General features: G+C 47.7%; 26 protein-coding genes. 19 read left to right on the forward strand and 7 right to left on the reverse strand.

Going from position 1 to position 26,306, the window contains the following annotated elements:
• Nucleotides 1-8 precede the first annotated feature (8 nt).
• The 11 genes from AB1I67_RS18275 to AB1I67_RS18325 all read left to right on the forward strand — a co-directional run bounded on the left by AB1I67_RS18275 (nt 9) and on the right by AB1I67_RS18325 (nt 9,915).
• Nucleotides 9-1,943, forward strand: a complete 1,935-nt coding sequence (locus AB1I67_RS18275) for a CD1108 family mobile element protein (protein ID WP_367031483.1) — start codon at nt 9-11, stop codon at nt 1,941-1,943.
• Nucleotides 1,944-1,969: 26 nt separating this feature from the next.
• The gene (locus AB1I67_RS18280) at nt 1,970-2,239 is read left to right on the forward strand and encodes a DUF4315 family protein (protein WP_367031484.1); all 270 of its coding nucleotides are present in this window, start codon (nt 1,970-1,972) and stop codon (nt 2,237-2,239) included.
• Nucleotides 2,226-2,933: a CD1107 family mobile element protein gene (locus AB1I67_RS18285; RefSeq protein ID WP_367031485.1), complete on the forward strand. Its 708-nt coding sequence runs from the start codon at nt 2,226-2,228 to the stop codon at nt 2,931-2,933. The genes AB1I67_RS18280 and AB1I67_RS18285 overlap by 14 nt, the downstream gene beginning before the upstream one ends.
• Entirely contained in the window at nt 2,930-3,121 is a 192-nt protein-coding gene (locus AB1I67_RS18290; protein WP_021639921.1) for a hypothetical protein, read from the forward strand. The genes AB1I67_RS18285 and AB1I67_RS18290 overlap by 4 nt, the downstream gene beginning before the upstream one ends.
• On the forward strand, nt 3,118-3,519 hold the full coding sequence (locus AB1I67_RS18295; protein ID WP_367032650.1) for a cysteine-rich VLP protein: 402 nt from the start codon (nt 3,118-3,120) through the stop codon (nt 3,517-3,519). The genes AB1I67_RS18290 and AB1I67_RS18295 overlap by 4 nt, the downstream gene beginning before the upstream one ends.
• Nucleotides 3,520-3,651: 132 nt before the next feature.
• Nucleotides 3,652-4,425 carry a hypothetical protein gene (locus AB1I67_RS18300; protein ID WP_367031487.1) on the forward strand — a complete coding sequence of 258 codons (774 nt, stop codon included), beginning with the start codon at nt 3,652-3,654 and terminating at the stop codon, nt 4,423-4,425.
• Between the two features lie 11 nt (nt 4,426-4,436).
• The gene (locus AB1I67_RS18305; RefSeq protein WP_367031488.1) at nt 4,437-4,622 is read left to right on the forward strand and encodes a DUF4316 domain-containing protein; all 186 of its coding nucleotides are present in this window, start codon (nt 4,437-4,439) and stop codon (nt 4,620-4,622) included.
• The gene (gene mobC / locus AB1I67_RS18310) at nt 4,619-4,960 is read left to right on the forward strand and encodes a plasmid mobilization relaxosome protein MobC (protein ID WP_009296709.1); all 342 of its coding nucleotides are present in this window, start codon (nt 4,619-4,621) and stop codon (nt 4,958-4,960) included. Before AB1I67_RS18305 ends, mobC begins: the two co-directional genes overlap by 4 nt.
• 200 nt (nt 4,961-5,160) lie before the next feature.
• Complete coding sequence (locus AB1I67_RS18315; protein WP_367031490.1) at nt 5,161-7,989, forward strand: TrlF family AAA-like ATPase; 2,829 nt, start codon at nt 5,161-5,163, stop codon at nt 7,987-7,989.
• A 137-nt stretch (nt 7,990-8,126) separates the two neighbouring features.
• Nucleotides 8,127-8,417: a CD1845 family protein gene (locus AB1I67_RS18320; RefSeq protein WP_367031492.1), complete on the forward strand. Its 291-nt coding sequence runs from the start codon at nt 8,127-8,129 to the stop codon at nt 8,415-8,417.
• Between the two features lie 82 nt (nt 8,418-8,499).
• Nucleotides 8,500-9,915, forward strand: coding sequence for a relaxase/mobilization nuclease domain-containing protein (locus AB1I67_RS18325; protein WP_367032651.1), 1,416 nt, complete (start codon nt 8,500-8,502; stop codon nt 9,913-9,915).
• A 170-nt stretch (nt 9,916-10,085) separates the two neighbouring features.
• Here the strand turns inward: AB1I67_RS18325 and AB1I67_RS18330 are convergent, their stop codons facing one another.
• Nucleotides 10,086-10,445, reverse strand: coding sequence for a helix-turn-helix transcriptional regulator (locus AB1I67_RS18330; RefSeq protein WP_021639913.1), 360 nt, complete (start codon nt 10,443-10,445; stop codon nt 10,086-10,088).
• 177 nt (nt 10,446-10,622) lie between these two features.
• Between AB1I67_RS18330 and AB1I67_RS18335 the strand changes: the two genes are divergently transcribed.
• From AB1I67_RS18335 to AB1I67_RS18365, 7 genes are all read left to right on the forward strand, one after another.
• Entirely contained in the window at nt 10,623-11,297 is a 675-nt protein-coding gene (locus AB1I67_RS18335) for a TetR/AcrR family transcriptional regulator (protein ID WP_367031494.1), read from the forward strand.
• A 152-nt stretch (nt 11,298-11,449) separates the two neighbouring features.
• Entirely contained in the window at nt 11,450-11,872 is a 423-nt protein-coding gene (locus tag AB1I67_RS18340; protein WP_367031496.1) for a metal-dependent transcriptional regulator, read from the forward strand.
• Nucleotides 11,829-12,968: a cation diffusion facilitator family transporter gene (locus AB1I67_RS18345; protein ID WP_367031497.1), complete on the forward strand. Its 1,140-nt coding sequence runs from the start codon at nt 11,829-11,831 to the stop codon at nt 12,966-12,968. The genes AB1I67_RS18340 and AB1I67_RS18345 overlap by 44 nt, the downstream gene beginning before the upstream one ends.
• A 55-nt stretch (nt 12,969-13,023) precedes the next feature.
• Nucleotides 13,024-14,388, forward strand: coding sequence for an MATE family efflux transporter (locus AB1I67_RS18350; protein ID WP_367031499.1), 1,365 nt, complete (start codon nt 13,024-13,026; stop codon nt 14,386-14,388).
• Between the two features lie 442 nt (nt 14,389-14,830).
• Nucleotides 14,831-15,256 carry a sigma-70 family RNA polymerase sigma factor gene (locus AB1I67_RS18355; protein ID WP_367031500.1) on the forward strand — a complete coding sequence of 142 codons (426 nt, stop codon included), beginning with the start codon at nt 14,831-14,833 and terminating at the stop codon, nt 15,254-15,256.
• A gap of 489 nt (nt 15,257-15,745) precedes the next feature.
• The gene (locus tag AB1I67_RS18360; protein WP_367031501.1) at nt 15,746-15,949 is read left to right on the forward strand and encodes a hypothetical protein; all 204 of its coding nucleotides are present in this window, start codon (nt 15,746-15,748) and stop codon (nt 15,947-15,949) included.
• Between the two features lie 355 nt (nt 15,950-16,304).
• Nucleotides 16,305-18,746 carry a recombinase family protein gene (locus AB1I67_RS18365; protein ID WP_367031502.1) on the forward strand — a complete coding sequence of 814 codons (2,442 nt, stop codon included), beginning with the start codon at nt 16,305-16,307 and terminating at the stop codon, nt 18,744-18,746.
• Nucleotides 18,747-18,850: 104 nt separating this feature from the next.
• Here AB1I67_RS18365 and AB1I67_RS18370 read toward each other — a convergent pair whose 3' ends face one another.
• The 5 genes from AB1I67_RS18370 to AB1I67_RS18390 all read right to left on the reverse strand — a co-directional run bounded on the left by AB1I67_RS18370 (nt 18,851) and on the right by AB1I67_RS18390 (nt 24,243).
• Nucleotides 18,851-19,432, reverse strand: coding sequence for a cytidylate kinase-like family protein (locus AB1I67_RS18370; protein WP_367031504.1), 582 nt, complete (start codon nt 19,430-19,432; stop codon nt 18,851-18,853).
• Between the two features lie 148 nt (nt 19,433-19,580).
• The gene (locus AB1I67_RS18375) at nt 19,581-20,636 is read right to left on the reverse strand and encodes an alcohol dehydrogenase (RefSeq protein WP_367031505.1); all 1,056 of its coding nucleotides are present in this window, start codon (nt 20,634-20,636) and stop codon (nt 19,581-19,583) included.
• Nucleotides 20,637-20,725: 89 nt separating this feature from the next.
• The gene (locus AB1I67_RS18380; protein ID WP_367031506.1) at nt 20,726-21,568 is read right to left on the reverse strand and encodes a YitT family protein; all 843 of its coding nucleotides are present in this window, start codon (nt 21,566-21,568) and stop codon (nt 20,726-20,728) included.
• Between the two features lie 16 nt (nt 21,569-21,584).
• A complete protein-coding gene (locus AB1I67_RS18385) occupies nt 21,585-22,988 on the reverse strand; it encodes an MATE family efflux transporter (RefSeq protein ID WP_367031507.1) in 1,404 nt (467 codons plus the stop codon).
• 115 nt (nt 22,989-23,103) lie between these two features.
• Nucleotides 23,104-24,243 carry a D-alanyl-D-alanine carboxypeptidase family protein gene (locus AB1I67_RS18390; protein ID WP_367032653.1) on the reverse strand — a complete coding sequence of 380 codons (1,140 nt, stop codon included), beginning with the start codon at nt 24,241-24,243 and terminating at the stop codon, nt 23,104-23,106.
• Between the two features lie 334 nt (nt 24,244-24,577).
• Here AB1I67_RS18390 and AB1I67_RS18395 point away from each other — a divergent pair, with 334 nt between their 5' ends.
• A complete protein-coding gene (locus AB1I67_RS18395) occupies nt 24,578-26,029 on the forward strand; it encodes a polysaccharide deacetylase (protein ID WP_367031509.1) in 1,452 nt (483 codons plus the stop codon).
• Nucleotides 26,030-26,099: 70 nt separating this feature from the next.
• Here the strand turns inward: AB1I67_RS18395 and AB1I67_RS18400 are convergent, their stop codons facing one another.
• Nucleotides 26,100-26,270, reverse strand: coding sequence for a hypothetical protein (locus AB1I67_RS18400; protein WP_367031511.1), 171 nt, complete (start codon nt 26,268-26,270; stop codon nt 26,100-26,102).
• Between the last annotated feature and the right edge of the window lie 36 nt (nt 26,271-26,306).

Below are 26,306 nucleotides of genomic sequence, written 5' to 3' on the forward strand. Positions count from 1 at the left end.
AATGACCTATGGGAAAGGAACCAAAGAAAGGCAGGCCCAAACAGCCGCCGCCAGATACCTTCACCTCGGGCCAACATGGCCCGAAGCAGGAAACCAGCCCGCCGCCGGATTCCGCCCCTTCCGGCCGCCTGCGTTTTGATGAAGGGGACACGCCGCCGCAGGACGGGGCCACCTCGGGCCAGCATGGCCCGAAGCCCTCCGGGAAGTTCCGGCAGGATACGGAGCGGGCCCGCCCCTCCGACCATATGCGGCGGGAGGAAAATGCGGACGGCGGCGGAGGGCAGAACCCCCATGACAAAGAGGCCGGGCCTGACCGGGCCGGCAAAAAACGTGCTGACGGCAACGAACGCTCTGACGGCAGGAAACCGGACAAGACGGAGAAGGCACAGGAAAAAGCGGATAAGGCCGGACGGAAACTGGAATCGGCCCGGGAAAAGCTGGCCGCGCAGAAGCCGCCCAAACAGCCGGGACTGGCAAAGAAGGCTGTCCGGGGTGTACGGGCGGAGGTATGGTTTTACACCCACAACAAGATACACGAGATTGAGCATGAGAACGTAGGTGTGGAAGGAGCCCATAAATCCGAGCTTGTGGCGGAGGCCGGAACCCGTAAGCTCGTCCGGTTTGCCAGACGCCGCTACCGTGAGTACCCGGCCCGCCGGGTGGCGAAATGGGAACGGAAGGAGCTGGCGGCACGGGCCAATCTGGATTTTCAGAAGATGGCAAAGGAACACCCGGAGCTTGCCAGCAATCCGCTCTCCCGCATGGCACAGAAATGGAAACTGAAACGCCAGTATGCCAGACAGGCAAGACAGGCCGCAAAGCAGGGGGCGCGGGGGGCGAAGAAAACAGCCGCCACAGCCGGAACCATCACGAAACGGGCGGTTCAGGCGGCGGCCCGCCACCCGGTATTTATCCTGATTATCGTGGTGCTGTTCCTGCTGTTTTATATCCTGTCGGCGTTTTCCTCCCTTATCCCCATGCTGGGGAGCGGCCTTGCAAACGCCATATCCGGCACCTCCTATGCCTCCGCTGACAGCGACCTTTTAGGGGCGGACGAGGATTATACCGCTCTGGAAAATGACCTGAAACAAAAGATTGCCAATATCGAGCGCACCCACAGCGGCTATGACGAATACCGCTACAACGTGGACGAAATCGGCCACAACCCCTATGAGCTGGCCTCCTACCTGTCGGCCAAATACCACAGCTATACCCGGTCAGGGATACAGGGCGAGCTTGGGGAGGTCTTTGAAGCACAGTACGAGCTGACGCTGACCGAGGAAGTGGAAATCCGCTACCGCACGGAAACCAGCACGGACGCGGACGGCAACGAGACGAGCGAGGAAGTCCCTTATGAATACTATATCCTCCATGTGACCTTAAAAAACCGTACCCTCCCCGCCGTGGTGAATACCCGGCTTACCATGGAGCAGAAGGAGATTTACTCCGTCATGCAGGAATTAAAGGGCAACAAGCCCCACCTGTGGGAAGGCATTTACACAGGTGGCGGCACAGGGACGGAACCCGGCTACCAGATACCCGGGGAGGCCCTGTCCGACCCGTCCTTTGCGGCCCTGATTGGGGAGGCGGAGAAATACCTGGGCTATCCCTATGTATGGGGAGGTTCCAGCCCGTCCACCTCCTTTGACTGCTCCGGCTTCGTCTGCTGGGTATTTACCAACAGCGGCGTCCATAACCTGCCCCGCACCACGGCGCAGGGCATTTACAACCAGTGCGCCCGTGTCTCCCCCGCTGACGCAAAGCCCGGGGATATCATCTTTTTCACTGGCACCTATGACAGCGGCGTGCCAGTCTCCCACGTAGGCATTTATGCAGGCAACAATATGATGATCCACTGTGGGAACCCAATCCAATACGCCAGTATCAGCACGTCCTACTGGACGCAGCATTTCTACGCATTTGGCCGTTTATCAGGAAATTGACCGTCACGAACAGAAAGGAGATTCGCATGAACAGACTTGAAAAAATCGAGAAGGATTTGGAGAAAGCCCGGGAGAAGGCCGCCGAGTGCCAGGCCAAAGTCCGGGAACTGGAAAAGCAGAAACAGGAGGAAGAAAACAGCCAGATCGTGCAGGCGGTTCGCTCCATGAAGCTGACCCCTGCCGAGCTTTTGGCTTTCCTAAATAACCCGAAGGACACCCCTGCCGCTTCGGGCCAGACTGGCCCGAAGTCCGCTGACATAAAAGAAAAGGAGGACGAAGCCCATGAAGAAGCCTAACCTTCACCGATTGGCGGCGCTGGCCGCCTGCCTGCTGTGCGGTACTTATTTTACAATCCCCGCCTACGCCCAGAGCAGCGAACCGCAGGCCGATACCACACTGGCTGAAACCACACCGGCCGAAACCGTGGCCCCGGAGGAACCGGCAGAGCCCAACCCCTTCACCCCGGACGGAACCGGAACCGTGGTGGATAAGGCCACCGACAAGGACGGGAAGGAATTTTACACCATCACCACCCCGGACGAGAATATCTTCTTTCTGGTGATTGATAACCAGAAGTCCAGCGAAAATGTCTATTTCCTGAACGCCGTCACGGAAACAGACCTCCTTCCCCTTGCGGAAAAAGACGGCGAAAGAACGGCTGTGGAGCCGGAAACCACACCCGCGCCGAAAACGGAGCCGGAAACGCCCACGGAGGAACCGGAACAGCCGGAGCCCGCGCCCAAAGAGGATAAGGCAGACAACGGCCTGTTCTCCCTCCTTCTGGTCGCGGCGGTAGTCCTGGCTGGCGGCGGGGTCGGATATTACTTCAAAATCTATAAGCCCAAACATCAGGCCCCGGACTTGGAGGACGATTACTGCGAGTATGAGGAAGAAGCCGGGGAACCGGAGGAATCCGAAGAAGATGATACCCCGCCGTGGGACGAGGAAGAACCGGACGCAGACGGGGAGGAACAGGAGGGCCGGGAATGAATTTCACAGACAGCCCTTTTGAACAGATGATGAAGGAGGCTCCCCGTCCGGGCAGGGGAAGTTCCGGCCCCTGCGCCGGGTGCCGTTATGCCAAAGAGTGCAAAAACCAGAAAGGACGCTGCCGGAAGAAGTTCCGTGCCCTGCTCGTGGAGCCGCAGGCTTCGGGCCAACATGGCCCGAAGTCCTGATGGCCCGGGAGCTGACCCGTGACGAGAGGAAGAAAATCCGGGGGCTTGTCACGGGCATGTGCGTCAGCTATGACAGCGAAACCGGCCTGTGCCTCCCGCTGGACTGTCCCTGCTATATGCTGAATAAATGGTGGACAGGCGCTTACTGCCGCTACTTCCGGCGCTCCGTCCTGCCCCTCAATCCGGCGTTGGAAACCGCCTTATCGGAGGAAGGGCCCGCCCCCGGGCTCCGGCCCTGCACGGTCTGCGGCAGGCCCTTTTTGCCGATGGGGCGGCAAGCCTACTGCTCCGAAGCCTGCAAGGCCGAGGGGAACCGCAAAAAGAGCCGGGAACGTATGCGGAAAATGAGGAGGAAAACGGAGGACCCCTGTTACGTTTTGCCCTCCGGGAAAACCTGATTTTGCAGGATTTCTAAGAGGCCGAACCGGGGCCGTGATAATCTGATGCCTCCGTCCCCGGTTTTGCCGTTTATTTCGTAACATCATCAGACTTCGGGCCATGCTGGCCCGAGGCCGGAAAGGAGAATCTGCATGGAAGATTTAAAAGGATATCAAATCCAGAAGGAAGCCGTCTTTGAGAATGGCCGTGGCTTTGCGCTGGCCCATAACCCGGAGGCGCAGTCCCCCTTCATAATCTGGCATTTCACGGTTATGCCGGAAGGGGAACGCAATTATTATGGCTATACAGCCTGCCGTAGTATCCTGCCGCCGGAAAAAGAATTTGAGAGGTTCCTGTCCGCCTACGACTATGTTTACAAGGTGCCGCAACTGCCGGAGGGCAAAAGGCCGATGGTAACGGATTATTACCGGTATTACACCCGCTATCCCCTTGACACTAACACCTTCCCAAAATCAAAGGAGCTGGGGCTGTTGGAGATTGCCCCTTACGATAACCGGACGATGGTGGAAGGCAATTCCATACGGACGTGGGGAGAACTGATTTATACAAGGCCGCTGCCGGAAAAGCTGGTGGCTGATTATGAGCTCAAACCCTCCCGCCTGAATCCTGACGTAAGAAGGAAAATGGAGGAACAGACGCAGGCGCTTGGCAAATGGGAGGACAGCCGCCATTTCGGCGATAAGCGGCGGCTGACGTGGTTCCACCCGGATTTTGGGACTTATATCCTGAAACAGCCCCTTTCCCCGGAACAGCTTTCCGAACGGATTGAGGCCATGGAGGAATTGGAGGCAGAGCGGAAAGAAAAACGGTCGATCACCGCCCAGCTCCGCAAAGAGGCGAAACAGGAAAAGGAAAACAGGGAACCGCCCGCGAAAAAGGGCGGCCACTCCCACGAGGACAGATAGGAGGACGAACCATGCACGAAAAAGACAATTACCTAAAAAATTCAGAGCTTTCCACAGAGCAGAACTGCAACATGATTGACGGGATTCCCAATAATACGCCGCTCCCTCCGGCTCCCCCGGAACCAGACAGAAAGCCGCTGGATAAAGTAAAGGAGCCGCCCTCCCGCAAGCGGAGCCGGGAACGTGAGGACAGATGAAAGGCCGCAGGCGTGATATCCACCTTCATGTGATGGTGACAGCGGAGGAACTGGCAAGAATAAGAGAACGCATGGACGAGGCCGGTATTACCAACGCCGGGGCCTATGTGCGCAAGATGGCCTTAAACGGCTATATCCTCCATGTTGACCTCTCCCCCGTAAAAGAGCTGGTTTCCCTTCAGCGGCGGTGCGCCAACAATCTCAATCAGGTGGCCGTCCACGCCAACATGTACGGCGTATACCCGGAGGAAATCGCCGGGCTCCAGCGTGATTATGAAACGCTGTGGGGGCAGGTTTCCGATGTACTCAAAGAGCTTTCCGAGCTGGTGGCAAAGTAACAGACGGGGCGGCGGCCAAAATGGTTATGGCCTGCCGCCCTGTCTTTTTTTGAGCTTCGAGCCAATATGTCTCGAAGATATAGTCAAAATCACGTATATATGATAAAATACAAATATTATGTAGAATCGTGTTCGTTAAAATTGAGAACCAAATTATCAGAGATTGTTTGTATAAATATCGTATGCAGGAGGATACAAAAGTGAATAATTTAAGAGGCTCGGAATGGCATAAGTGGGATTTACATATTCATACAGCTTCATCATATGATAGTCCTTATCGGGGGGATGATGCTGATGAATTACTTTGTGCTACATTGCATGATAACAATATTAGTGCTGTAGCTATTACAGATCACTTTATAATTGATGCTGATAGAATTTCCCATTTAAGGTCTTTGGCTCCCGATATCGTATTTTTTCCGGGAGTAGAACTAAGAACTGATAAGGGCGCAGACAATCTTCACCTAATAATTGTATTCTCTAATGAAATAGATTTATCAACGCTATCAATGGATTTTGAAGTTATTATGTTAAGAACTAATGCAAAATCAAATAGTTCACCAGAAAAAATCTATTGGACATTTGAAGATATAGTAAGTTTTGCGAAATCACATGACGGACTTATTACAATTCATGCGGGAAAAAAGACAAATGGTATTGACAAGGAAATTTCTAATGCTCTTCCAGTAAAAGAGGCAATAAAGGCAGATATTGCAGAAAATATTGATTTCTTTGAAATCGGTAAGAAAACAGATATTAATGATTATTATAAATGGGTATTTAAGGAAGTCGAAGAAAAACCTTTAATTATATGCTCGGATTGCCACGACCCGAGAAAATATACATCTAAAGAGAACTTATGGATTAAAGCTAATCTTACATTTGAAGGTTTAAAGCAATGCCGCTATCAACCTACGGAACGCGTTTATATTGGTAGTATTCCACCAGCATTAGATAGAGCGAACAAAAATGGAAAGTCTAATATACAACGAATTTCTGTCCATAAAAATGAGAATCCTAAAAATGTAGATATAAATTGGTTTGATTTTGAATTGCCACTAAATTCAGGTCTTGTAGCAATAATCGGAAACAAGGGAAGTGGTAAAAGTGCATTATCAGATATAATTGGCCATTTATGTAAATGTAATACTATGGAAAATGCTTCGTTTTTAAATGAAACCCGTTTTCGTAAACCACCGAAGAATTTTGCAGAAGATTACATTGCTACTATACATTGGGGAGATTCTCACGTTGAATCTATATCTTTATCAGAAAGTAACTACAATACAACCATTGAAGATGCCCAATATCTCCCTCAAAAATATATTGAGGAAGTCTGTAATGATATAGGTAATGAATTCCAACGAGAAATTGATCGAGTGATTTTTTCTTACGTAGACCGTACTGAGCGTGGCACAGCAACCAATTTAGAAGAATTAGTTTTTAATAAGTCAAAAGCTATTTCTTTGTCCACGCAAAAATTAAACATTGAAATTAATGATATCAATGATACCTTGATTAAACTTGAAGAGAAGAAAACTTCCCAATATAGGATACATATAAGTGACAGCCTAAAAAAATTAAAAGATACTTTAGAACGACATGAGAATGCTAAACCACAAGAAATAAAAAAGCCCGAACCTAAGGAAGGTAAATCAGATTATCAAGATAAATTAAAAGCTTTAAATAGTTCTATTGAGAGTTTAGAAACAAAAATTGAAGAGTATCGTAATAATTTAACGCAAACAAACATTGTAATAGATGAAGCAAACCAACTTATTGCCAAACTGGATTTATTAGAATCTAATGTAAAAGAAACAGAGTTATTATTGAAAGATTTTATAAAAAAGTATTCATTAGATGTTGACGAAAGCAGCATTACGTTGGTTACGCCTAAGGAAACTATACAACAGTATATTCTTAAATTAAGTAATGATAAGATTGTATTTCAAAAATCACTTAATGGTTCTGATACAGAAGATGGTCTTTTAGATAAACTCGAAAAAGAAAGAGAAAAGAAAAGTTCGCTTATATCCACAACGGATAGCGAAGAAAAGCAATATCAAAAATATTTATCTGATCTTGATGAGTGGGAAAAACAGCGCAAATTAATTATTGGCACAAAAACTACAGAAGATACATTAACATATTTTCAAAATGAAGCCGACTATATTGAAAACGAGTTAGATACAATTTATGAAGGTACAAAAAGTAGACGAGATGAAAAAATCAGAGAATTATATCTACAAAAAAGTAATCTTGTTTCAGTGTATCACGAAATATATGCGCCAGTAGAAGTTGAAATTAAAAAGCTGTTAGGAGAATTAGAAGAAAGCATAGAATTTGCCGCAGAAATTCAACTGGAGCAAAGTGATTTTGCTGAAACCGCTTTATCCTTAATAAATCAAAAATATGCTGGCCTTTTTAAGGGAAAAAGTGAAGCATATAATAAAATGAATCAGTTGCTTAGAAGGACTGAATTTGATAACGTGGATAGCGTTATAGATTTTATTCACGATGTTCTGGTTGTAGTGGATGAAGATTTAGATAATTCAACAAAAAAAGTTCCTGATAAAAAAGCATTATATAATTTGTTATGTTGCTTGGATTATATCGGAGTTTCCTTTAAATTAAAAATGGGAGAAAGAGATTTGGAGGAGTTATCTCCTGGCGAAAGGGGCATTGTTTTACTTGTCTTTTATCTGGCATTAAGTCAAAATAATATTCCAATAATAATTGACCAGCCAGAGGATAACTTAGATAACCAGTCTGTTTATAGTAAATTAGTTCCTTGTATATGTGAAGCTAAGAAAAAACGACAAGTTATTATAGTTTCTCACAATCCAAATATAGCAATAGCATGTGATGCAGAGCAAATTGTATATTGCCATATGGATAAAAATACACATACAATTACCTATGAAGCTGGTGCTATAGAGAATTCAATAGTAAAAGGTCATGTCGTTGATGTTTTGGAAGGTACTATGCCTGCATTTAATTTACGTCAAAAGAAATATACACAGAAATAAACAGATTTTTAGGGAGAGCTACTTATGCTCTCTCTTTTCTATTCTTCGGGCCAGGATTCGCTAATCATTCGCAACATTCCTGTCCCGGAGCTCCTATGGTAAAATAGAGGTAGAAAGAATAAAAGGAGGCGTTATAAATGAGATTACTGCTAAAGCTGTTTGCCGCTCCCGTCATGCTGGCGCTGACAATCCTTGCGGCTATGTTGATGTTCCTGTTTGATATCTGTTCGTTTCTCCTGACGGCGGCTTCTGTCATAATAGCGCTTTTGGGTATCGGGCTTTTCTTTACGCCCACCCCGCACGGCGGATTCATCTTCCTGTTTCTGGCCTTCCTGCTTTCCCCCTATGGATTGCAGGCGGTTGCCGGGCTTCTGATTGAGGCGGTGGACGGGCTGGGCAGTTCTCTCCGCCAGTTCCTCGTAAGCTGATACTGCTTAGGGCCACACTGGCCCGAGGCCAATGACGGCGGCTCGCAAGGGCCGCTGTTCTGTTTGGGAAGGAGGGATTCATCTGGCTACCACCACTCTTTTGAAGCGTCACGCCAATGAAGGTGAAACCATAGCCGAGGCAATCCGTGACTGTCTCGACTATGGGAAAAATCCTGAAAAGACGGAGAATGGAAAATACGTTTCCTCATACGAGTGTGACCCGGCCACAGTGGCCGCCGAGTTCCTTTTGACAAAGGCCAGCTATAAGGCCATCACAGGCCGGGAGCAGAAAAAGGAGGACGATATCCTGTGCTATCAGATACGCCAGTCCTTCCTCCCCGGGGAGATTACGCCAAAGGAGGCGAACCGTATCGGGTATGAACTGGCTATGCGCTGGACAAAAGGCCACCATGCCTTTATCGTCACTACCCATACAGACAAGAAACACATTCACTGTCACATTTATTACAATTCAACAACCCTCGACTGCACCCGGAAATTCCGTAATTTCTGGGGCTCGTCCTTTGCCCTGCGCAGGCTCTCCGACCGGCTGTGTCTGGAAAATGGGCTGTCCATTGTGGAGAATCCGAAGCCCCGGAGCAAAGGGGATTATAAGAACTACGGCGAATGGCTCCAGAACAGGGAGAGGCCGCTTAACTTTCAGGATAAACTGCGGCTGGCAATCGACACGGCGCTGGCAAAGCGCCCCGGTGATCTGGCGGCCTTCCTCTCCCTCATGGAACAGGCTGGCTATGAAATCAAGAAGGTCAGGGGCGGCGGCTTATCTTTCCGGCTGGCCGGACAGGGGCAGGAACGGTTTACCCGCCTGCGGGCCTCCACGCTGGGGGAAGGGTATGATTTAAAAGACATACTGGCCGTCATAGACGGGAGCCGGGAACACCCCGGCCAAAGCCACCGCAAGGTCAATCTGCTGGTGGATATTCAGGCGAAGCTGGCCGAGGGAAAAGGGCCAGGATATGAGCGCTGGGCTAAAGTATTCAACTTAAAACAGATGGCCGCCGCCCTCGCCTATTTGCAGGATAACGGCCTGACGGAATACGGGGAATTGGAGAAAAAGGCCGCCGAAACAACAGACCGTTTCCATGTCCTCTCTGACCGGATAAAGCAGACAGAGAACGCCATGAACACCAACCGGGAACTGAAAGCGGCTACGGTACAGTACGCCCGCACACGGCCTGTCTTTGAGAAATACAAAGCGGCAAAATACAACCGGAAATTCCTTGCGGAGCATGAGGCGGACATTGAGCTTTACCGGGCGGCACAGGCTGACTTGAAGCGTCTGCTTGACGGGGCAAAGCTCCCGAAGATGGACGTACTAAAGGAGGAAGGCCGGAGGCTGGCGGAGCAGAAACGGAAGCTCTATGCGGAGTATCAGAGAATACGGCGGGATATGCAGGAAGTCAACACGGCGAAAGCAAACATTGATTATCTGCTGGGCTATGCCGGGCAGGATAAAAAGAAAGAACAGGAGCGATAGAGACGGTGAAAATAAGGAGCAAAGCGACGCTGCCACTTCGGGCCAGCATGGCCCGAGGTTCCGGGTTTGGGGCGGGCCCCAACAAGCCTCCTCCGTGCCATTTGTGGCCACGGAGGAATTGCTTGCCATTTAGTGACACCCCGAAAAATGGCACAAAAAAACAGAGGCTCTTACTCCTGAACCTCCGTTTCCCTTGCTTTTTTCAGCCCTTCGGCTGTGGCCTCCATGACAACAAGCTCCTTCTCATTCATCGCATTGAGCATAACATCAATGTGCTTACGGCAACTTTCCCCGCTCCGCTGATTTTCCTTGTAGAAAAACTGGTCTACGGAAATATCAAACATGGTAACGAGCTTGAAGAACAGATTAAAACTGGGGTGTTGCCCCTTGTTCTCAATATTCATAATCGTGCGGTCAGTTTTTCCAACCAATTCCGCAACATAGGCTTGCGTCCAGCCCCGTTCCTCACGGGCCTTTTTGAGAGCCAGCCCTAAGCCATGAAAGTCAAACTTTCTCTCGTCTTGGTACATATTTTATCACCCTATGTCATTGTACATTTCAGGTGATAGTATTGGAATGTAATAGAATTTTATGCGAAGTAGTATTTTATTTCATGTTCCTTAAAGTGCTTAATCTTGACAAAAAGCTACAAATGATTGATAATGAATTTACTCACTGAAATTATATAAATATTATGGAGGGAAGAAATGTCATATCAAAAAAAACAAACAGGTTCCGCAGATAATAAAGCCTGTCGTCCTAAAGCCAAGAATAGTCCACGCCGTGTTAGAGTAACAAAAGAGCCCGAAGAACGCCGACTGGAAATCATCGAAACTGCATTAGAGCTTTTTTCGGAAAAGGGGTATGAAGATACGACAATTCAAGATATTGTCGAAAGAATGAATGTGTCTCCGGGCCTATGCTATAAATACTTTCGTTCAAAAACTGAAATTTTTGCAGCTACATCAGAATACTATGCTATGAAAGCAGTAGAACAAATCAAGGTTCCTACATCTGAGGACACCCCTGCGATAGAGAAACTTTCACTATTTATTCAACGTATATTTGAATATGTTATGAAGCATAAAGAATTTGAAGCAAACTATCATGAAGAAACAGAGATACGAGCCAGCAGATTAGATCATGTGGCTGAACAGATGGTTGATATTATGTGTCCTATTGTTGAGCAGGGGGTTAGAGAAGGTGTTTTTAATTGTGGAGATGTTCCGAACACCACAAAATTCTTAGTGTTTGGTTTAATACACACTTTTCATGCTGAAATACCTGACGAAAACGCTGGGGATTATATTGTAACATTTCATAGTTTTATGAAAGATATTTTTTCGAGTGTATTGAAAATTTCAGAGTGGAACAATGAATAAAGAGTATATGTAAATTGAGCTATATGCGATTTGGTTTGCAAATAGCTCAATTTTTTTCTTATACGAACGAGTATATTCACTCACACTATTGACATTTAAGGCACTTTGCTTTATTATATCAGTGAATGAATTTACTCAAAGAGAGGTGGCATATGGTTATATTACATAAATCAGGCGAAAATTATTTGAAAACTATTTACCTGCTTCATCAAAAATATGGAATAGTACGTGAATGTGATATTGCCGAAAGCATGGGGTTTTCTAAAGCAAGCGTTTGTCATATGATAAAAAGGCTTTCAGAGCAGGGTTATCTAACGGTTAAGAAAAATGATGTTCAATTAAGCCCCGCTGGTACAGAAATGGCTGAGATAATATATCGGAGATTTCTAATAATTCGTTACTTTTTGATAAATGTGCTGGAGATTGATAGGGCCATTGCAGAAAATGAAGCCTGTGAGATTGAACATATCATTAGCGAAGATACAGTGTCAGCGCTAAGTAACTTACTTATCAAGAAAGGAGTGACTTCTTATGATTTACTTACTAGCCAAACTGTTCATAAAAGATTACAATAACTTTTCTTCTCCAAATGTAAAACAAGCATATGCAAAATTATGTAGTGTCTTAGGAATTGTGATAAACACTATTCTGTTTCTGATAAAACTCCTTTGCGGTTCCATTAGTGGTTCAACAGCGATTGTGGCTGATGGTTTTAATAACCTTGCAGATGTAGCAACTTCGATTGCTACTTATCTGGGCTTTATATTAGCGTGTATTGGAGCTGGAAATCATCACCCATTCGGCCATGGACGTTATGAATGGCTTATGAGCATATTTTCAAGTCTTGCAGTAATGGGAATGGGCATTACTCTGGCAAATAACTCAATACAGGTTATCCACAATCCGAAGACGGTAGAATTTGGCCTTTTAACTTGTATAATTCTTATTTGTTCTATCTTAGCTAAGTTCTATATGTTTTTATACAATAATCGAATTTCTAAAAGAGTTAATTCGATGGCTATGAAAGCTACTGCGACAGACAGTATTAGCGATATGGTTTCCACTACTGCCATTTTGTTTTCATTAACATTTCAAACGTTGACTGGGCTAGCGATTGATGGTTGGTGTGGCCTTCTCGTATCAGCGTTTATAATTTTTTCGGGTTTCAAGTCAACAGCAGAAACTATGGAAAGATTTTTAGGACAGTCTCCTGATAAAGCGACTATTGATATGATTTTATCATTTATAAAGAAATATCCAGAAATACACAGCATTAGTAATTTAGTAATTCATGATTATGGATTAGGACATTTTGTAATTTCAATGCACATTGAAGGAACCGATAAAAATTCTCTTTTGGAGCTTGATTATATAGCACATGAAATTGCCTATCATCTGTATTATGAATTAAATTGCGATTCTGCCATTCAAGTTGATATTTTAGATGTTTCCGAGGAAACAACAGCAATCATCACAACAACAGTCAACAAGGTTCTATCCGCGATGGAGCCGCCTGCTACTCTTAATGACTTTAGGGTTGTTTATGCAAAAGATTTTTTAGATATATCGCTCATAATTGGCGTTTCCAGACGCCAGCAAAAAAGCAGCAGGAAATCCGGCAAGCTCTTGAAAGAGCCCTTTCCTGTGCAAATACAAAATATAGGGTTGTAACCCATCTTGTAATTGCACCTATGCCGAAAAATATAAAATTCAAAGGAGAACGAAAATGAACAGTGAAGAACGTGTCACAATGTTGCGGGAGGCCCCAATTCCGCAAGTATTATTAAAAATGGGGTTGCCAACAATGGTTGGAATGTTAGTAACAGGAATTTATAGTCTTGTTGATGCCTATTTTGTAGGAGCCCTTGGGACAAGCCAAATGGGTGCTGTTTCCATTACTTTCCCATTAGGACAAGCGATTGTTGGATTAGCTGTCCTTTTTGGAGGCGGCGCGGCTTCTTATTTATCAAGGTTATTAGGTGCTAATGATAGGAAACAGGCAAACCATGTAGCCTCTACTGCGTTATATTCAGGGTTAATTGTGGCGGCGATTGCAATAGCTGGTATCGTCATATTTATTAAGCCTCTTCTATATGCCCTTGGTGCAACAAATACTATTTATCCCTATGCACGGGAATACGGATTGATTTATGTAATCAGCTCTATTTTTAATATTTTTAATGTAACCATGAACAATATATCCTCTAGTGAAGGAGCCGCAAAAGTATCTATGACTGCAATGCTCATGGGTGCTGGTTTGAATGTGATTTTTGATCCTATATTTATATATGGATTACATATGGGGATTGCTGGGGCGGCGATTGCAACAGGTCTAGCACAGGGAATTACTACCCTCATGTATTTAACCTATATTTTAAGAAGAAAAAGTGTTTTTAGTTTTGCATTAAAGGATTTTCAATTTGATATTAAAATCTACAAAGAAATATTTAAGGTTGGTATCCCAACGTTAGCATTTCAGTTAGCAACTAGCATTGCAATGGGATTTACGAATGGAGCCGCAAAAGCATATGGCGATTCTGCTATTGCGGCAATGGGAATTGTAAGTAGAGTTATAACAATGGGAATGTATGCGGTGTCTGGATTTGCAAAAGGCTTTATGCCAATAGCCGGGTATAATTATGGGGCCAATCAATTTGAGCGGGTACAAAAAGCCACCAAAACAGGTTTATTATGGACGAGTGCCTTTTGTGTTGTATTTGCAATACTAATGTTAATATTTGCTCCTTATATAGTATCGGCGTTTACGGCAGATGATATGCAGGTGATTGAAATAGGATCATTTGCATTGAGAATAAACAGCATTATGTTTATCGGAATGGGAGTGGACGCTATTTACTCTATGCTTTCACTTGCCCTTGGAAAATCCACAGGCGGATGGTTACTTAGTATCGGACGCCAAGGGATATTCTTCATTCCTGTCATTATGCTTTTACCCTCATTTTGTGGTTTGAATGGTGTGATTTTTGCACAACCTATCGCTGATTTATTAACATTGATTTGCATGATTGTCCTTGCAACTAAAATCAATGCTGAAATTAAAAATAGTAAAGCGCAGTTAGCAACCTCTTAATAAGTCTTTTTATTTTTTAAACTTCTCTCCTTTGCGGCAAATAAAAAAAACCGCTTAAAGGGTAGATATCTTTTTGCGCACTAAATTTATATCCTACGGCGGTTTGAGAAAACCGCCGTATTTTTTGCGTTAATTTCTAAAAGCGGCGGTATCTTAGGAGGTATCGCCGTGCCAATTCTTATTTTTTACTGTTCACATGAGATACACCAGTTAAAAAAAGCATAGTCCCACCTCCGGGGTATTCCGGTTATATATATGAAATTTCTCATGACATAACCAATAATTTTATTTCATGCGCCTGTATAGCTTTTTGCTGTGCGGGCGCTTTTGCGTTATTATCGACAAACCTCGGGCCAACATGGCCCGAAGCGCCGCCCCGGTGCCGCTCTCCACCGCCTCTATTTCGGTTGCTCATTCACTCAACACCGAAATGGAGGAAATTATGACTACTATAAATCTCCGGGACTATTACCCGTTTTATACCCACGACTGTTTTATTGATGTGCCTGACGAAGTGGCGGAACTGTTCAAAGAATTTGACCGCAAGGAGGCCGCCTATCGTCTGCGTACATATCGCCATAAAGCCTACTACTCTCTTGACCGGAATGACGGCATTGAGCATGAGGCGCTTTTCGTTTCCCTCTCACCCCATGAACTGTATGAGCGCAAGATTTCCATGCAGGAGCTTCATGCCGCCATATCCAGCCTGCCGGACAAACAGGCGAAGCGTGTCTATGCCCATTTCATTCTTGGCATGAGCCAGACAGAGATTGCCAAAGCCGAAGGTGTCAGCAAAATGGCGGTAAGCTATTCCATTGAACGCGCTTTAAAGTCCATGGAAAAATTTTTGAAAAATTCTCTGGATTGACTTTACAGAAACGCGATTTTTGAAATGGCTTATGAGAGGCAAACAGCCTCGGGCCAACATGGCCCGAAGAAAAATACGCCTTGACTGCAATTTGAAAGCTGAATAAAAAGATACCCGGATACGAAGGGTTGATGTATCCAGTGACAGGCCCGCCATGACCTCCATTGTCAGAGAATGGGGAGAGCGAAAAGGCTCATGCCGCAGGCAGGCCGTGGCTGGTCTGCCGGATAAAACACAAAGACCTTGCTACTTGCGTTTAGTCACCGTCCGAGCGTGAAGCGGCCTTGCAAGCCGTGAGCCGTCGCAGGCCATGAGAACGCCTTGCCATCAGAATGGGGAGAGTTGAAATACTATGGGGTGGACATGCCTACACCCGTCCGGGAATCTGATAAGTAACATCATATCATGGGGAGCCACCCGGCCTTACTGTCTTGTGACAGGCCAAATCTTCCGGTGCGGCTCCCCTATTTTTCAAGAAGGAGTTTTTCAATGGGAAGAACATTTGAGGAAATTCAGGCTATGGCAGCAGACCCATGGAGTAATGACGCCTGCCGAGGCTATGTTATCTGGGCTATGGAAAACTGCGGATTTAAGCCAAAGGAAATAAAGCAGGTTGTGGCCGAGTTGTACACGGTATTTGATTTCAAGACCATTGAAGAAGCGGCCAGACATTATTATGAAAGTTCTTATTAACTTCGGGACAACTTGACCCGAAGTTTTAATTTTGCCCATTTCAAATTTCATCTATAGGATAAGCCTCAAACCGCATATGATGTAGCAAGCATACATAGAGGTGATTGTTATAAAAAGAGGAAAAGAAATCTGTTACTTACTTCAAAAAGCTGACACTGACAGTAATGAAATTGCTGAAAAAAAAGAACATCTGATAAAGCAGGGGTATCTTGTTGTCACCATTATCGAGGGGACGGAGCACATGGAGAAAGGGTTGCGGGAGGTTGTGAAGAACCATTTCCACTAATCATTCGCAACATTGTGTTATTCCCCCTATATAGTACAATATAGGTATAACGATAAGGAGGACAATATTATGATCTCAAAATTAACAGATACCCCTGAAATTATAGATGGCTATGTTCGGCTTTCCAGAGACGATAATAAGCGGAACTACTCGTCTATTGAAAACCAGAAAAAGATTATCCAACAATATGCAGAAGAAAATAACATGATAATCCGCCACATCTATGAAGATGACGGAATTTCCGGCTATTCATTCAACCGGCCCGATTTTCAGAAAATGATGGCTAGTCTTGATACCATTAACATCATTGTTGCAAAAGACTTATCCCGTATTGGCAGACACAATGCAAAGGTACTGCTCTTTCTTGAAGAAATGGAGGAAATGGGAAAACGTGTTATCCTGATTGACGATAACTACGATTCTTTTTACTCTGATGATGATATCATCGGTATCAAAACATGGGATAATGAACGTCATGTAAAAAATACAAGCCGTAAGGTAAAGCGAATCAAGCGCATGGAGCAGGAAAGCGGAACGCTTGTCAGCCAGACACCATTTGGCTATACCAGACACCCTCTCAATAAACAGATGATTTTGATTGATGAAGAAGCCGCCGCTATCCTTAATCTGGAAAAGGAAATTTATCTGGACGGCAACGGAATCCGAAAAACGGCGGAAATACTTTCAGAACGTGGTGTCCCCACTCCCAGTATGATAGATAAGGAACGTCATGAATCGTTAGGACTTGTCTATAATAAGCAGGTAGCCTATCAGTGGAGTTTCGGAATGGTAAAGGACACATTATTCAACGACTATAATAATGGCATTCTTAGAACCCACAAGCGGGAACGTGTTACCATAAATGGAAAAGACAAAAAAGTTCCTAAAGAGAATCAGTATGTATTTCCCAATCACCACCCCAAAATCTTTGATGATGATACCATGAAACTGTTAAATGAAGTCAAGGACAGCCGCCATCACAGCCAGTACAGAGGGCAGAGAGCCCATGTAAACCTTTTCTCCGGATGTCTGTACTGTAAAGACTGCGGCTGGAAATTAACGGCGATTAACCGCCCTAACCGTGGGAAATATTATATCTGTGGCACCTACAATAAAAAGGGAAAACAGTTTTGCCAACACGCCCATCTTGTAACAGAAGAAACCCTGATGGACGCTCTTGTAAAATATCTGGTTCTCTGCCGTGACAGTCTGGCAGATATTATCCAGAATTTTGACTTGTCAAAGTTAAAGGTGGAAACCTACACTCCCACTGACAGCAAACAGCGCTTAGAGGCCGAACTTGAAAAAGTCAAGGAAGAACTAAAGGTTCTCATAACGCAAAAGGTAAAGGAGATTACCGCCAATCCTTCCATGAATGAAATTATCACTGAAACCTATGCGGCCCTTCAAAGTGATAAAATGGAGCGCATTTCCGCTATTGAAAAAACATTGCAGGATTTAACAAAGGAGCCGCATATCCCCTCCACCACAATCAAGCCCAGCTTACAGACAGCGCTGGACATTCTGAACGAGGTCCTTGAAAAGAAAGAACTAAGCAGAAAAGATATTGAGGTTCTGGCCCGGAAAATCATAGTGGATAAGGACGGTAACGTAGATATTTACCTGAAACACGGCCTTGGTAATCTGGCCGCCTATGATTTTAAGGCGGACAAAGAAAACCTGAAACTGACTATGCTGATTGAATCTATCCGGCTTCTGGAAAAGGACGAAACGGGCTTCACCTCGGTAAAATTCCTTGCCGACAGCCTGAAAGAGATGGGCTATCCCATGCACAAGAAGAAGTTTGTGACTTACATGGAGCACCTACTTGATTTAGGGCTGGTTGAGAAAACAGGAATCTACCATTATCCCTATAGAATCGTGGCTTCTCGACAGCAACTGCGCAATGTGGAAAAAATGTTCATCGTGGTAGGGCAGACTGGCGGTATGCCTCAGATGGTTTTTGAGTATATCTTAAAGAAAAACGGGATCGATCCGAAGACCGATCTGACCATCGACCAGAGCATCAATTTTGGTCTGACTGCCGCGGCATTTACCAGCAACGACGCGGATTACACCGTTGAATTCGAACCGTTCGCCACCGGTCTGGAGCTGGAAAAAGGCGGCTATGTGGTGGCGTCGCTGGGCACTGACTCCGGTTATGTCCCCTACACCGCCTACAGCGCAAAAAAGAGCTACATGGCTGCTCACCCGGATGTGATCCAGAAGTTTACCAATGCCATCCAGAAAGGCATGGATTATGTGAATTCCCACTCGGCAGAGGAGATCGCCAAGGTCATCCAGCCGCAGTTCAAGGAAACGCCTCTTGAAAACATCACGATCATCGTGGACCGTTATAAGTCCCAGGACACCTGGAAAGATGACCTGGTCTTTGAAAAAGACAGCTTTGAGCTGCTCCAGAATATCCTGGAGGAGGCGGGCGAGCTGCAAAACCGGGTCCCCTACGAAGATCTGGTGACCACAGAATTTGCTGTGAAAGCCCGTCCGTAACACATTCCTGTCCCACAACAACCATCGATCCCAGACCTCACGCAGGCCACTTTAAAAAAAGAATCCGGCATGGCCCCACAGCCATACCGGATTCCATGTTTTGTTTATCTTTTCTGATCCAGATAGGTCATCAGTGTCTCCAGCGCTCCGTCCACTCCAACCCTGCCGGTATTAAGGCAAATATCATAATGCTCCATCTTGCCCCACTCCATATGGCAGTAGAACCGGCGGTAATCCCGGCGGCGCTTGTCCATCTGCTCGATATGCTTCTTCGCCTGCTCCGGCGACAGACCTTCCTTCGCCCGGATCCGGTGGATCCTCGAATCCAGGTCTGAATAGACAAAAACCCTTACGGAATCCAGCAGGATCGCATCTGCACACCGGCCCACCACGACACAGGGGCCTTCCTTCGCCAGATTGCGGATCGTCCGGCTGTATGCGTCAAATACCTTCCTGGCCATATCCATCTGATAGGTCGGCGCAATATTGCGCGCCGTGTAACCATCCAGATCCGGTTCCGCTTCATCGTATGCTTCCAGGAGTGATACCTCAATGTTCTCCTTTTCAGCGATCAGGTTGATCAGTTCCTTGTCATAAAACGGGATTCCCAACTTCTTCGCCAGTTTTTCACCCAGTTCCCGACCCCCGCTGCCGTACTGGCGGCTGATCGTTATCACACAACTCATAAACCCGCCTCCTTTGCCTTGGTTGAAATGCTGTTCCACGTCCTGTTTTCTTCTTTTATTGTACCATAAAGGCGGATGGTATGTAAATGTTTAACTACTTGAGTTTCCGCATTTTGCAGCGGCGGCGGGAGGCAGTAACTCAAGTTAACTACACTGACACCGCATATTTGATCACATGGTCCTGTTTATTTTCAAACACCTCATACGCCTCCATAATATGGGCAAGATCAGTCCGGTGCGTGATCATACAACGGGTATCCAGCTTCCCGCGTTCGATCAGCTTCATGATCTCCCTGCACTTGGAAGCGTCCACGCCCCCTGTCTTGAATATCAGGTTCTTGCCGTACATATCCGGCAGCGGCAGGCTCTGAGGCTCCTCATACATGGCCACCACGCAGACCACGGCATTCGGGCGGGCAATCTCCCATGCAAGCTGGAAGGTATCCTTTCCCCCCGCCGCCTCCAGGACCGCATCGGCGCCCCGGCCTTCGGTCAGCCGGCGCACCTCTTCTCTGACACTGCAGTCTAATGGGTTGAGGATCACATCCGCCACGCCCAGGCGCTTCACCAGCTCCAGCCGCTCCCCGTCCACATCCACGGCTATGACACATCCCGGTCCATACAGCCTGGCGCACAGCATTGCACAGATCCCGGTGGGCCCCGCCCCCAGGACCGCTACCGTATCGGCGGGATGGATCTCTGCCAGCTCTGCGCTCCAGTATCCGGTAGAAAGAAGATCCCCCGTAAAAAGCGCCGCCTCATCCGGCACCGAATCCGGTATCTTCGTCAGGCCGTTGTCCGCAAACGGTACTCGGACATATTCCGCCTGTCCGCCGTCAATCCGGCAGCCCAGCGCCCAGCCCCCGTCTGCATCAGTACAGTTGTTTACAAAACCCCGTTTGCAGAAAAAACATTCTCCGCAGAACGTCTCCACATTGACTGCAACCCGGTCGCCCGGCCGGACGCTTTTTACGCCGCTTCCAGTCTCTCTAACGATCCCCACAAACTCATGTCCCAGGATTGTTCCCGGAACCGCCCGCGGCACCGCGCCATGCTTGATATGGATATCACTGCTGCAGATAGACGCCAGCGTCACCTTTACAATGGCGTCTCCCGGCAAAAGGATCTGCGGCACAGGGCGCTCCTCCAGCGCCAGATCCCCCGTTCCACGATATACGACTGCTTTCATTGTCTCCTGTCCCATCCTTCATTCCTCCCGCCTGTCCAACCGATCGGTCATTCCGATCAGCGTTTTCATCTCTCAGCGCTTTGTTCCCTCAGCACGTTCTTCTCTCAGCGTTTGGGGCGGTAGATGATCTCATTGACCGTATACACCGTCACAAACGCATCCCGGTCCGTTTTCAGCACATAGTTCATCAGCAGGGCATACTCCGTCTTGTCCACGATCGTGATGATCTCACGGCGCGGCTGGTTGTCATACGCCCCGATGGCCTCATAGATGGTCGCGCCGCTCTTTAAGTTATGCAGGATAAAATCCCGGATCTCCTCTTCCTTTTTAGAGATGATGCAGACCCGCTTTTTGATATTAAACCCGAAGATGAAATGATCCAGGACCAGTCCGTTTATATAGGTCCCCAGAATACTCAGCACCACCGTCTTACTGTCATAAGCCAGTGCTGCAGAGAGCGCCACGCACATCCCTGCCAAAGACATGGCCTTCCCCAGCTCCATCCTCAGATACTTGTTTAAGAACTTTGCCACGATATCAAGGCCGCCGGAGGATGCATTCTGGTTGAACAGAACGGCAAGGCCGACGCTCACCAGGAAAATATAGCAGAGGGTATCCAAAAACGGGTCTCCCGTCATGGAAAGGTTGTCCGGAAACAGGATCTCCAGCACACCGAGGAATACCGGCAAAAGCAAGGACGTATAAACGGTCTTCGCGCCGAATTCTCTTCCGATAAAAAGAAATCCAAGGACCAGAAGGACCATATTCAGCACAAAGGTGATGACAGAGATCTTCATGGGAATAAAGTTCCCCAGCACGATCGCAAGGCCGGAGATACTGCCCACCGGAACATGGCTCGGGATCAGGAAGAAAAAGACAGCCGCCGCTACTACAGCCGTCCCGGCTGTGATCAGTAAAAACTCTTTTATGGATTCCTTTGTTTTCATTTTATTCCTCCAGCACTCATACCTTCGCATTGGACAGCCAGTCCACGCGGAAATAATAGATCGCCATGCCAACCGCGCAGATCACCCAGGTCACCGGCCAGCCCGCCATCACTGCCAGCAGGCTGTGAGTCATGGGCAGTACGATGGCAAGATAGATCTGCCTAAGGACCACAAAGCATATCAGCATAAAATACATCGGCACCTGGGATTTCCCCGCTCCCCGGAGCGCTCCGCCCAGCATGTGGATGATCGGCAGCACCCAGTAAGCGTAGGAAAACAGCCGCAGCATCATGCCGCCATTGGCGATCACAGCCGTGTCATTGGTGAAGATCCCGATCAGCTGGCCGCCCGCAAAGCACATGGCAAGACATCCCAGGAGGATGATCGAGGTGTTCATAAGCCATGCGGCAAACACACCTTTTTTCACGCGGTGGAACTCCTTTGCCCCGATATTCTGTCCCACAAAAGTGATAGTCGTCATGCTGAAGCTCTGGATCGTAAGCTGCAGAAATCCATCCACACGGATAGCAGCCGAATATCCCGCGATCGCCGCCGTACCAAATTTATTGATATAAGACTGGACGATCACATTGGAGAAGGAAGTAATGCTCTGCTGCAGGGCTGTCGGAAATCCGATCGCAATGATCCGCCCGATCATATGCTTATGGAACCGGATCTTTTTAAGCTCCACCCGGTAATCCTCCCGGGTATGCATCAGCTTATACATCACCATGGCAGAGCTGACCGCCTGTGCGATCACAGTTGCGACCGCCACCCCCGCCACGCCCATGTGGAAACCACATACGAATAAAAAGTCCAGCACAATGTTGACCAGGCACGCCGCCACCAGGTAATACAGAGGGTCCCTGGAATTCCCCACTGCCCGCAGGATCCCGGCTCCGATATTGTAAAACAGGGAAAATGTGATTCCGCCGAAATATATGGTCAAATACAGAGTGGAATGAGGCAGAACCTCCTCAGGTATCCCAATCGCCCGCAGCAGCGGCCTGGTAAACGCCATTCCCGCCACTGTAAAAATAACGCTTAAAAGCGCTGTCAGCGCCAGGGCGCTGTGGATGGCATCACTCATATCCTGCGTCCGTTTCCCGCCAAAATACTGGGATATCACCACGCCTGCACCTGCCGACAGGCCCATAAAGAAGCCGACCAGCATGTTGATGACCGATCCCGACGCCCCAACCGCCGCCAGCGCGCCTGTATTCACATAGTTTCCCACCACGTAGGAATCCACCGTATTATAAAGCTGCTGGAACAGATTTCCGATCAAAAGCGGGATGGAAAACAGCAGGATGGATGTGAAAATATTCCCCCGGATCAGATCCGTTCGGGGGTTATAGCCTTTTTCGACATCCACCGCCGTGCCTTCATTCTGTGATTCATCCGTATCCTGAATACCCATAGTTCTTCTCCTCAGTTAAAATGATATATCTTATCATACATGATTTTTCTGCGATTATCTACCTGTGTTTTTATTTTCCCTGAGAATTGCTTTATCAGAACTGTTTTTCCGCATTTCACGCCGCCGGCACATGCATCATCCACGCCCGTTTCAGCTTGCCAAAGTAATCCTTATATCCTGCTTTACGTACACTTCCATCCGTCAGGATATCCACCTCACCCAGCGCTTTGCCGTTCAGCTCATACCGCAGCACACCGGCCCGGTCGCCCGGCTCCACAGGGGCTTCTAAGGCTTCCAGAAGCATCAGCTTCTTTTCGATTGCCGTGAAGTCCTCGCCATTTAAACTTAAGTAAGAAAAACCGCCGCTGTATTTTAAGGGCACTGTGTCCTCCACGCCGTCCACCACATCCATCTGCGGAAGCTGAGGCATTTCCGTGTCCTCATAAAGCCTGCAGTTGGCGTAGCCGTAGTTTAAGAGAGTCTGTGCGTCCGCAAACCGCGCCTTGAAATCAGGTGCCGCCATGACAGAAGCGATCAGTCTCACCCCGTCTTTTTCCGCTGTGGCAGACAGGCAGTATTTCGCGATGGAGGTGGAACCGGTCTTTAACCCGGTCACTTTAAAATTGGTCGCCATCTTTAACAGTTTGTTGGTGTTAGACAGCCCAAATTCCTTGGTACCCTGTTTGGTCACGTGGGTAATGTTCTCCATCCAGATGGTGGAATAGTTATGGATCTGGGGATACTTCGTGATCAGCTCCCTGGACATAATGGCAATATCCCTTGCAGTGGTCAGATGTTCCGGGGATTCCGTCAGTCCGCAGCAGTCCACAAAATGGGTGTTCGTCATACCAAGGCCCGCTGCCCGCTCATTCATCATGCGGACAAACTCATCCTCTGTTCCGCCTATGTACTCCGCCATGGCAACGGAAGCATCATTTCCCGAAGCAATGACAATACATTTGATCAGGGTCTCCACGTTCTGGATCTCCCCCTCCTCCAAAAACACCTGGGAACCGCCCATGGATTTGGCGTGAGCGCTGGTGACCACCTCATCTGTCATCTTGATCTTCCCCGAATCAATCGCATCAAAGATCAGGATCAGCGTCATGATCTTTGTAATACTGGCTGGGCTGCGCTTCTCATCTGCATTCTTCTCGTAGATCACCTGTCCGGTGGACGCCTCCATAAGGAGTGCGCTGGGGGCTGCGATCTCCGGTCCCGCGGCAGCCTCTGTGGGGACCGTTTCTGAGTCCATCACCGGATCAGCCGGCTCCGTCCCGCTCCCGGAGTCTGTCACAGCCCCAGAAGCAGTTCCGGAGACCGCCATGGCTCCGCCTGTATGTTCTGTCCCATTCACCCCCAGAAGGCCCGTCGGATTCACCTGCGGAACCGTGGGAAGCGTCGTCTGTACCATCAGCCCGGCACACAGTGCAAACAGAATTGTTTTCATACTATCCCTCAATTCATTCTTCTATATATCAGTATATAGCTATTTTCCAAAATCTATGTTATGATATATACCAACTATGGATTTTCTGATCATCCATCGTCTAAAAAATACATACCAGAATTGAAACGAGGTTTTAAATATGAATCGATTTGAGTACAGCCGGCGCTATAGAAGAAGAAGGAGACGCCATATGGCCGGCAGGATCGCTGCGGTCGCAGGCTGCATCGCACTTGTGGGCATCTGCGGGGCAGGAGCCGTGTTTTTAGGAAAGAAACTGAAGAACAATGCCGGGAAGGATGTGGATTCGTCCATTGTCATCACCCTGGATTCCCAACAGGCGTCCGCGTCCACATTTGCCGACGGCCAGGGGCCAACCTGTGTGGATGACCCGGAGGGAGGCATCCTCATTGATTCCCCAACTGCCACTCTGCTTAACCAGGCGGAGGCTCTTGCCACAGGCTATGATTATGACGGAGCGATCGCACTGCTGCAGTCTGACCCTCAGCTTGCCTCAGATCCCGCCATCACGAATGCCATTGCGAACTATGAAGCCATTAAGGGAACCCTGGTACGTTCCCATGTGGGTGAGATCACCCATGTATTTTTCCATTCCCTTGTTGTGGACAACAGTAAAGCTTTTGACGGGGACGATGATGAGAAGGGATATAACCAGGTGATGACCACTGTGGGGGAATTCAAAAAGATTTTACAGAATATGTACGATAAGGGCTATGTGCTGGTCCGACTCCACGATCTTGCCTACGAGACTACAGACGAGAGCGGCAACACGGTCATGAAGGCCGGAGACATCATGCTGCCGGAGGGCAAGACTGCCTTTGTCATGTCCCAGGACGACTTATGCTATTACCCTTACATGACCGGCGACGGTTTTGCCACCCGCATGGTCATCGGGGAGGACGGAAAACCCACCTGTGAGATGAAGATGGAGGACGGTTCTGTGTCCACCGGACCCTATGATCTGGTGCCGATCCTGGAGGAATTCATACAGGAGCACCCTGACTTTTCCTACAAGGGCGCCCGCGCTGTCCTTGCATTTACCGGATATGAAGGTATCTTAGGCTACCGCACCTCCTCCGCCTACAAGGATTCCGCGACCTACGAGCAGGACCGGGAAGCCGCCGCAAAGGTCGCCCAGTGCCTGAGGGACAACGGATGGGAGCTGGCCTCCCACAGCTGGGGACATTTGAATCTCGGCACGGTGGAGTGGGACCGCTTTAAGACCGACACGGATAAGTGGGAAACCGAGGTGGAATCGCTGATCGGCCCCACCGACATCATCCTCTACCCGTTTGGCGCCGATATCAATGACTGGCATCCCTACACCATGGAAAATGAGCGTTTCCGCTATCTGCACTCCGTCGGGTTCCGCTATTTCTGTAATGTGGATTCCAACAAGTACTGGGTACAGATCGGCGATGATTTCCTGCGCCAGGGCCGCCGCAACTTAGACGGCTACCGGATGTGGAAGGATATCACCGCGGAGGACCCGTCCCACCGGAAACTGGACGATCTGTTCCGGTCGGAGGATGTGTTTGATAAAGACAGGCCTACGCCGGTGCCGGAGATGTAGAACACTGCGCGTCCGCCGGGCGCACAAAAAACAAGAACTCCCTTTTGCGAAAGAGGGAGTTCTTGTTGATTTACTGATCCAGCTTATCTGCCAGATCCGCTTTTCCAGGCAAAATATCTTCCCGGAATATCCGTATCATCTTATCTGGCTCCTCATAACACGGGCTGTGTGCTGAGTCCTCAAATGTATAAAACCCTTTTACAGGAGCTTCTATGGCCTGAACAAAGTCTCCCACCAGCATACCTTAAATAACTGCTCCAACCCGGTCGGGTTATCC

The sequence above is a fragment of the Clostridium sp. AN503 genome (assembly GCF_040719375.1).
GTDB lineage: Bacteria > Bacillota > Clostridia > Lachnospirales > Lachnospiraceae > Brotaphodocola.

Coding starts and splice junctions, on each gene's coding strand:
- AB1I67_RS18275 (WP_367031483.1), top strand. CDS start 9: ATGGGAAAGGAACCAAAGAAAGGCAGGCCCAAACAGCCGCCGCCAGAT.
- AB1I67_RS18280 (WP_367031484.1), top strand. CDS start 1,970: ATGAACAGACTTGAAAAAATCGAGAAGGATTTGGAGAAAGCCCGGGAG.
- AB1I67_RS18285 (WP_367031485.1), top strand. CDS start 2,226: ATGAAGAAGCCTAACCTTCACCGATTGGCGGCGCTGGCCGCCTGCCTG.
- AB1I67_RS18290 (WP_021639921.1), top strand. CDS start 2,930: ATGAATTTCACAGACAGCCCTTTTGAACAGATGATGAAGGAGGCTCCC.
- AB1I67_RS18300 (WP_367031487.1), top strand. CDS start 3,652: ATGGAAGATTTAAAAGGATATCAAATCCAGAAGGAAGCCGTCTTTGAG.
- AB1I67_RS18305 (WP_367031488.1), top strand. CDS start 4,437: ATGCACGAAAAAGACAATTACCTAAAAAATTCAGAGCTTTCCACAGAG.
- mobC (WP_009296709.1), top strand. CDS start 4,619: ATGAAAGGCCGCAGGCGTGATATCCACCTTCATGTGATGGTGACAGCG.
- AB1I67_RS18320 (WP_367031492.1), top strand. CDS start 8,127: ATGAGATTACTGCTAAAGCTGTTTGCCGCTCCCGTCATGCTGGCGCTG.
- AB1I67_RS18330 (WP_021639913.1), bottom strand. CDS start 10,445: ATGTACCAAGACGAGAGAAAGTTTGACTTTCATGGCTTAGGGCTGGCT.
- AB1I67_RS18335 (WP_367031494.1), top strand. CDS start 10,623: ATGTCATATCAAAAAAAACAAACAGGTTCCGCAGATAATAAAGCCTGT.
- AB1I67_RS18340 (WP_367031496.1), top strand. CDS start 11,450: ATGGTTATATTACATAAATCAGGCGAAAATTATTTGAAAACTATTTAC.
- AB1I67_RS18345 (WP_367031497.1), top strand. CDS start 11,829: ATGATTTACTTACTAGCCAAACTGTTCATAAAAGATTACAATAACTTT.
- AB1I67_RS18350 (WP_367031499.1), top strand. CDS start 13,024: ATGAACAGTGAAGAACGTGTCACAATGTTGCGGGAGGCCCCAATTCCG.
- AB1I67_RS18355 (WP_367031500.1), top strand. CDS start 14,831: ATGACTACTATAAATCTCCGGGACTATTACCCGTTTTATACCCACGAC.
- AB1I67_RS18360 (WP_367031501.1), top strand. CDS start 15,746: ATGGGAAGAACATTTGAGGAAATTCAGGCTATGGCAGCAGACCCATGG.
- AB1I67_RS18365 (WP_367031502.1), top strand. CDS start 16,305: ATGATCTCAAAATTAACAGATACCCCTGAAATTATAGATGGCTATGTT.
- AB1I67_RS18370 (WP_367031504.1), bottom strand. CDS start 19,432: ATGAGTTGTGTGATAACGATCAGCCGCCAGTACGGCAGCGGGGGTCGG.
- AB1I67_RS18375 (WP_367031505.1), bottom strand. CDS start 20,636: ATGGGACAGGAGACAATGAAAGCAGTCGTATATCGTGGAACGGGGGAT.
- AB1I67_RS18380 (WP_367031506.1), bottom strand. CDS start 21,568: ATGAAAACAAAGGAATCCATAAAAGAGTTTTTACTGATCACAGCCGGG.
- AB1I67_RS18385 (WP_367031507.1), bottom strand. CDS start 22,988: ATGGGTATTCAGGATACGGATGAATCACAGAATGAAGGCACGGCGGTG.
- AB1I67_RS18390 (WP_367032653.1), bottom strand. CDS start 24,243: ATGGACTCAGAAACGGTCCCCACAGAGGCTGCCGCGGGACCGGAGATC.
- AB1I67_RS18395 (WP_367031509.1), top strand. CDS start 24,578: ATGAATCGATTTGAGTACAGCCGGCGCTATAGAAGAAGAAGGAGACGC.
- AB1I67_RS18400 (WP_367031511.1), bottom strand. CDS start 26,270: ATGCTGGTGGGAGACTTTGTTCAGGCCATAGAAGCTCCTGTAAAAGGG.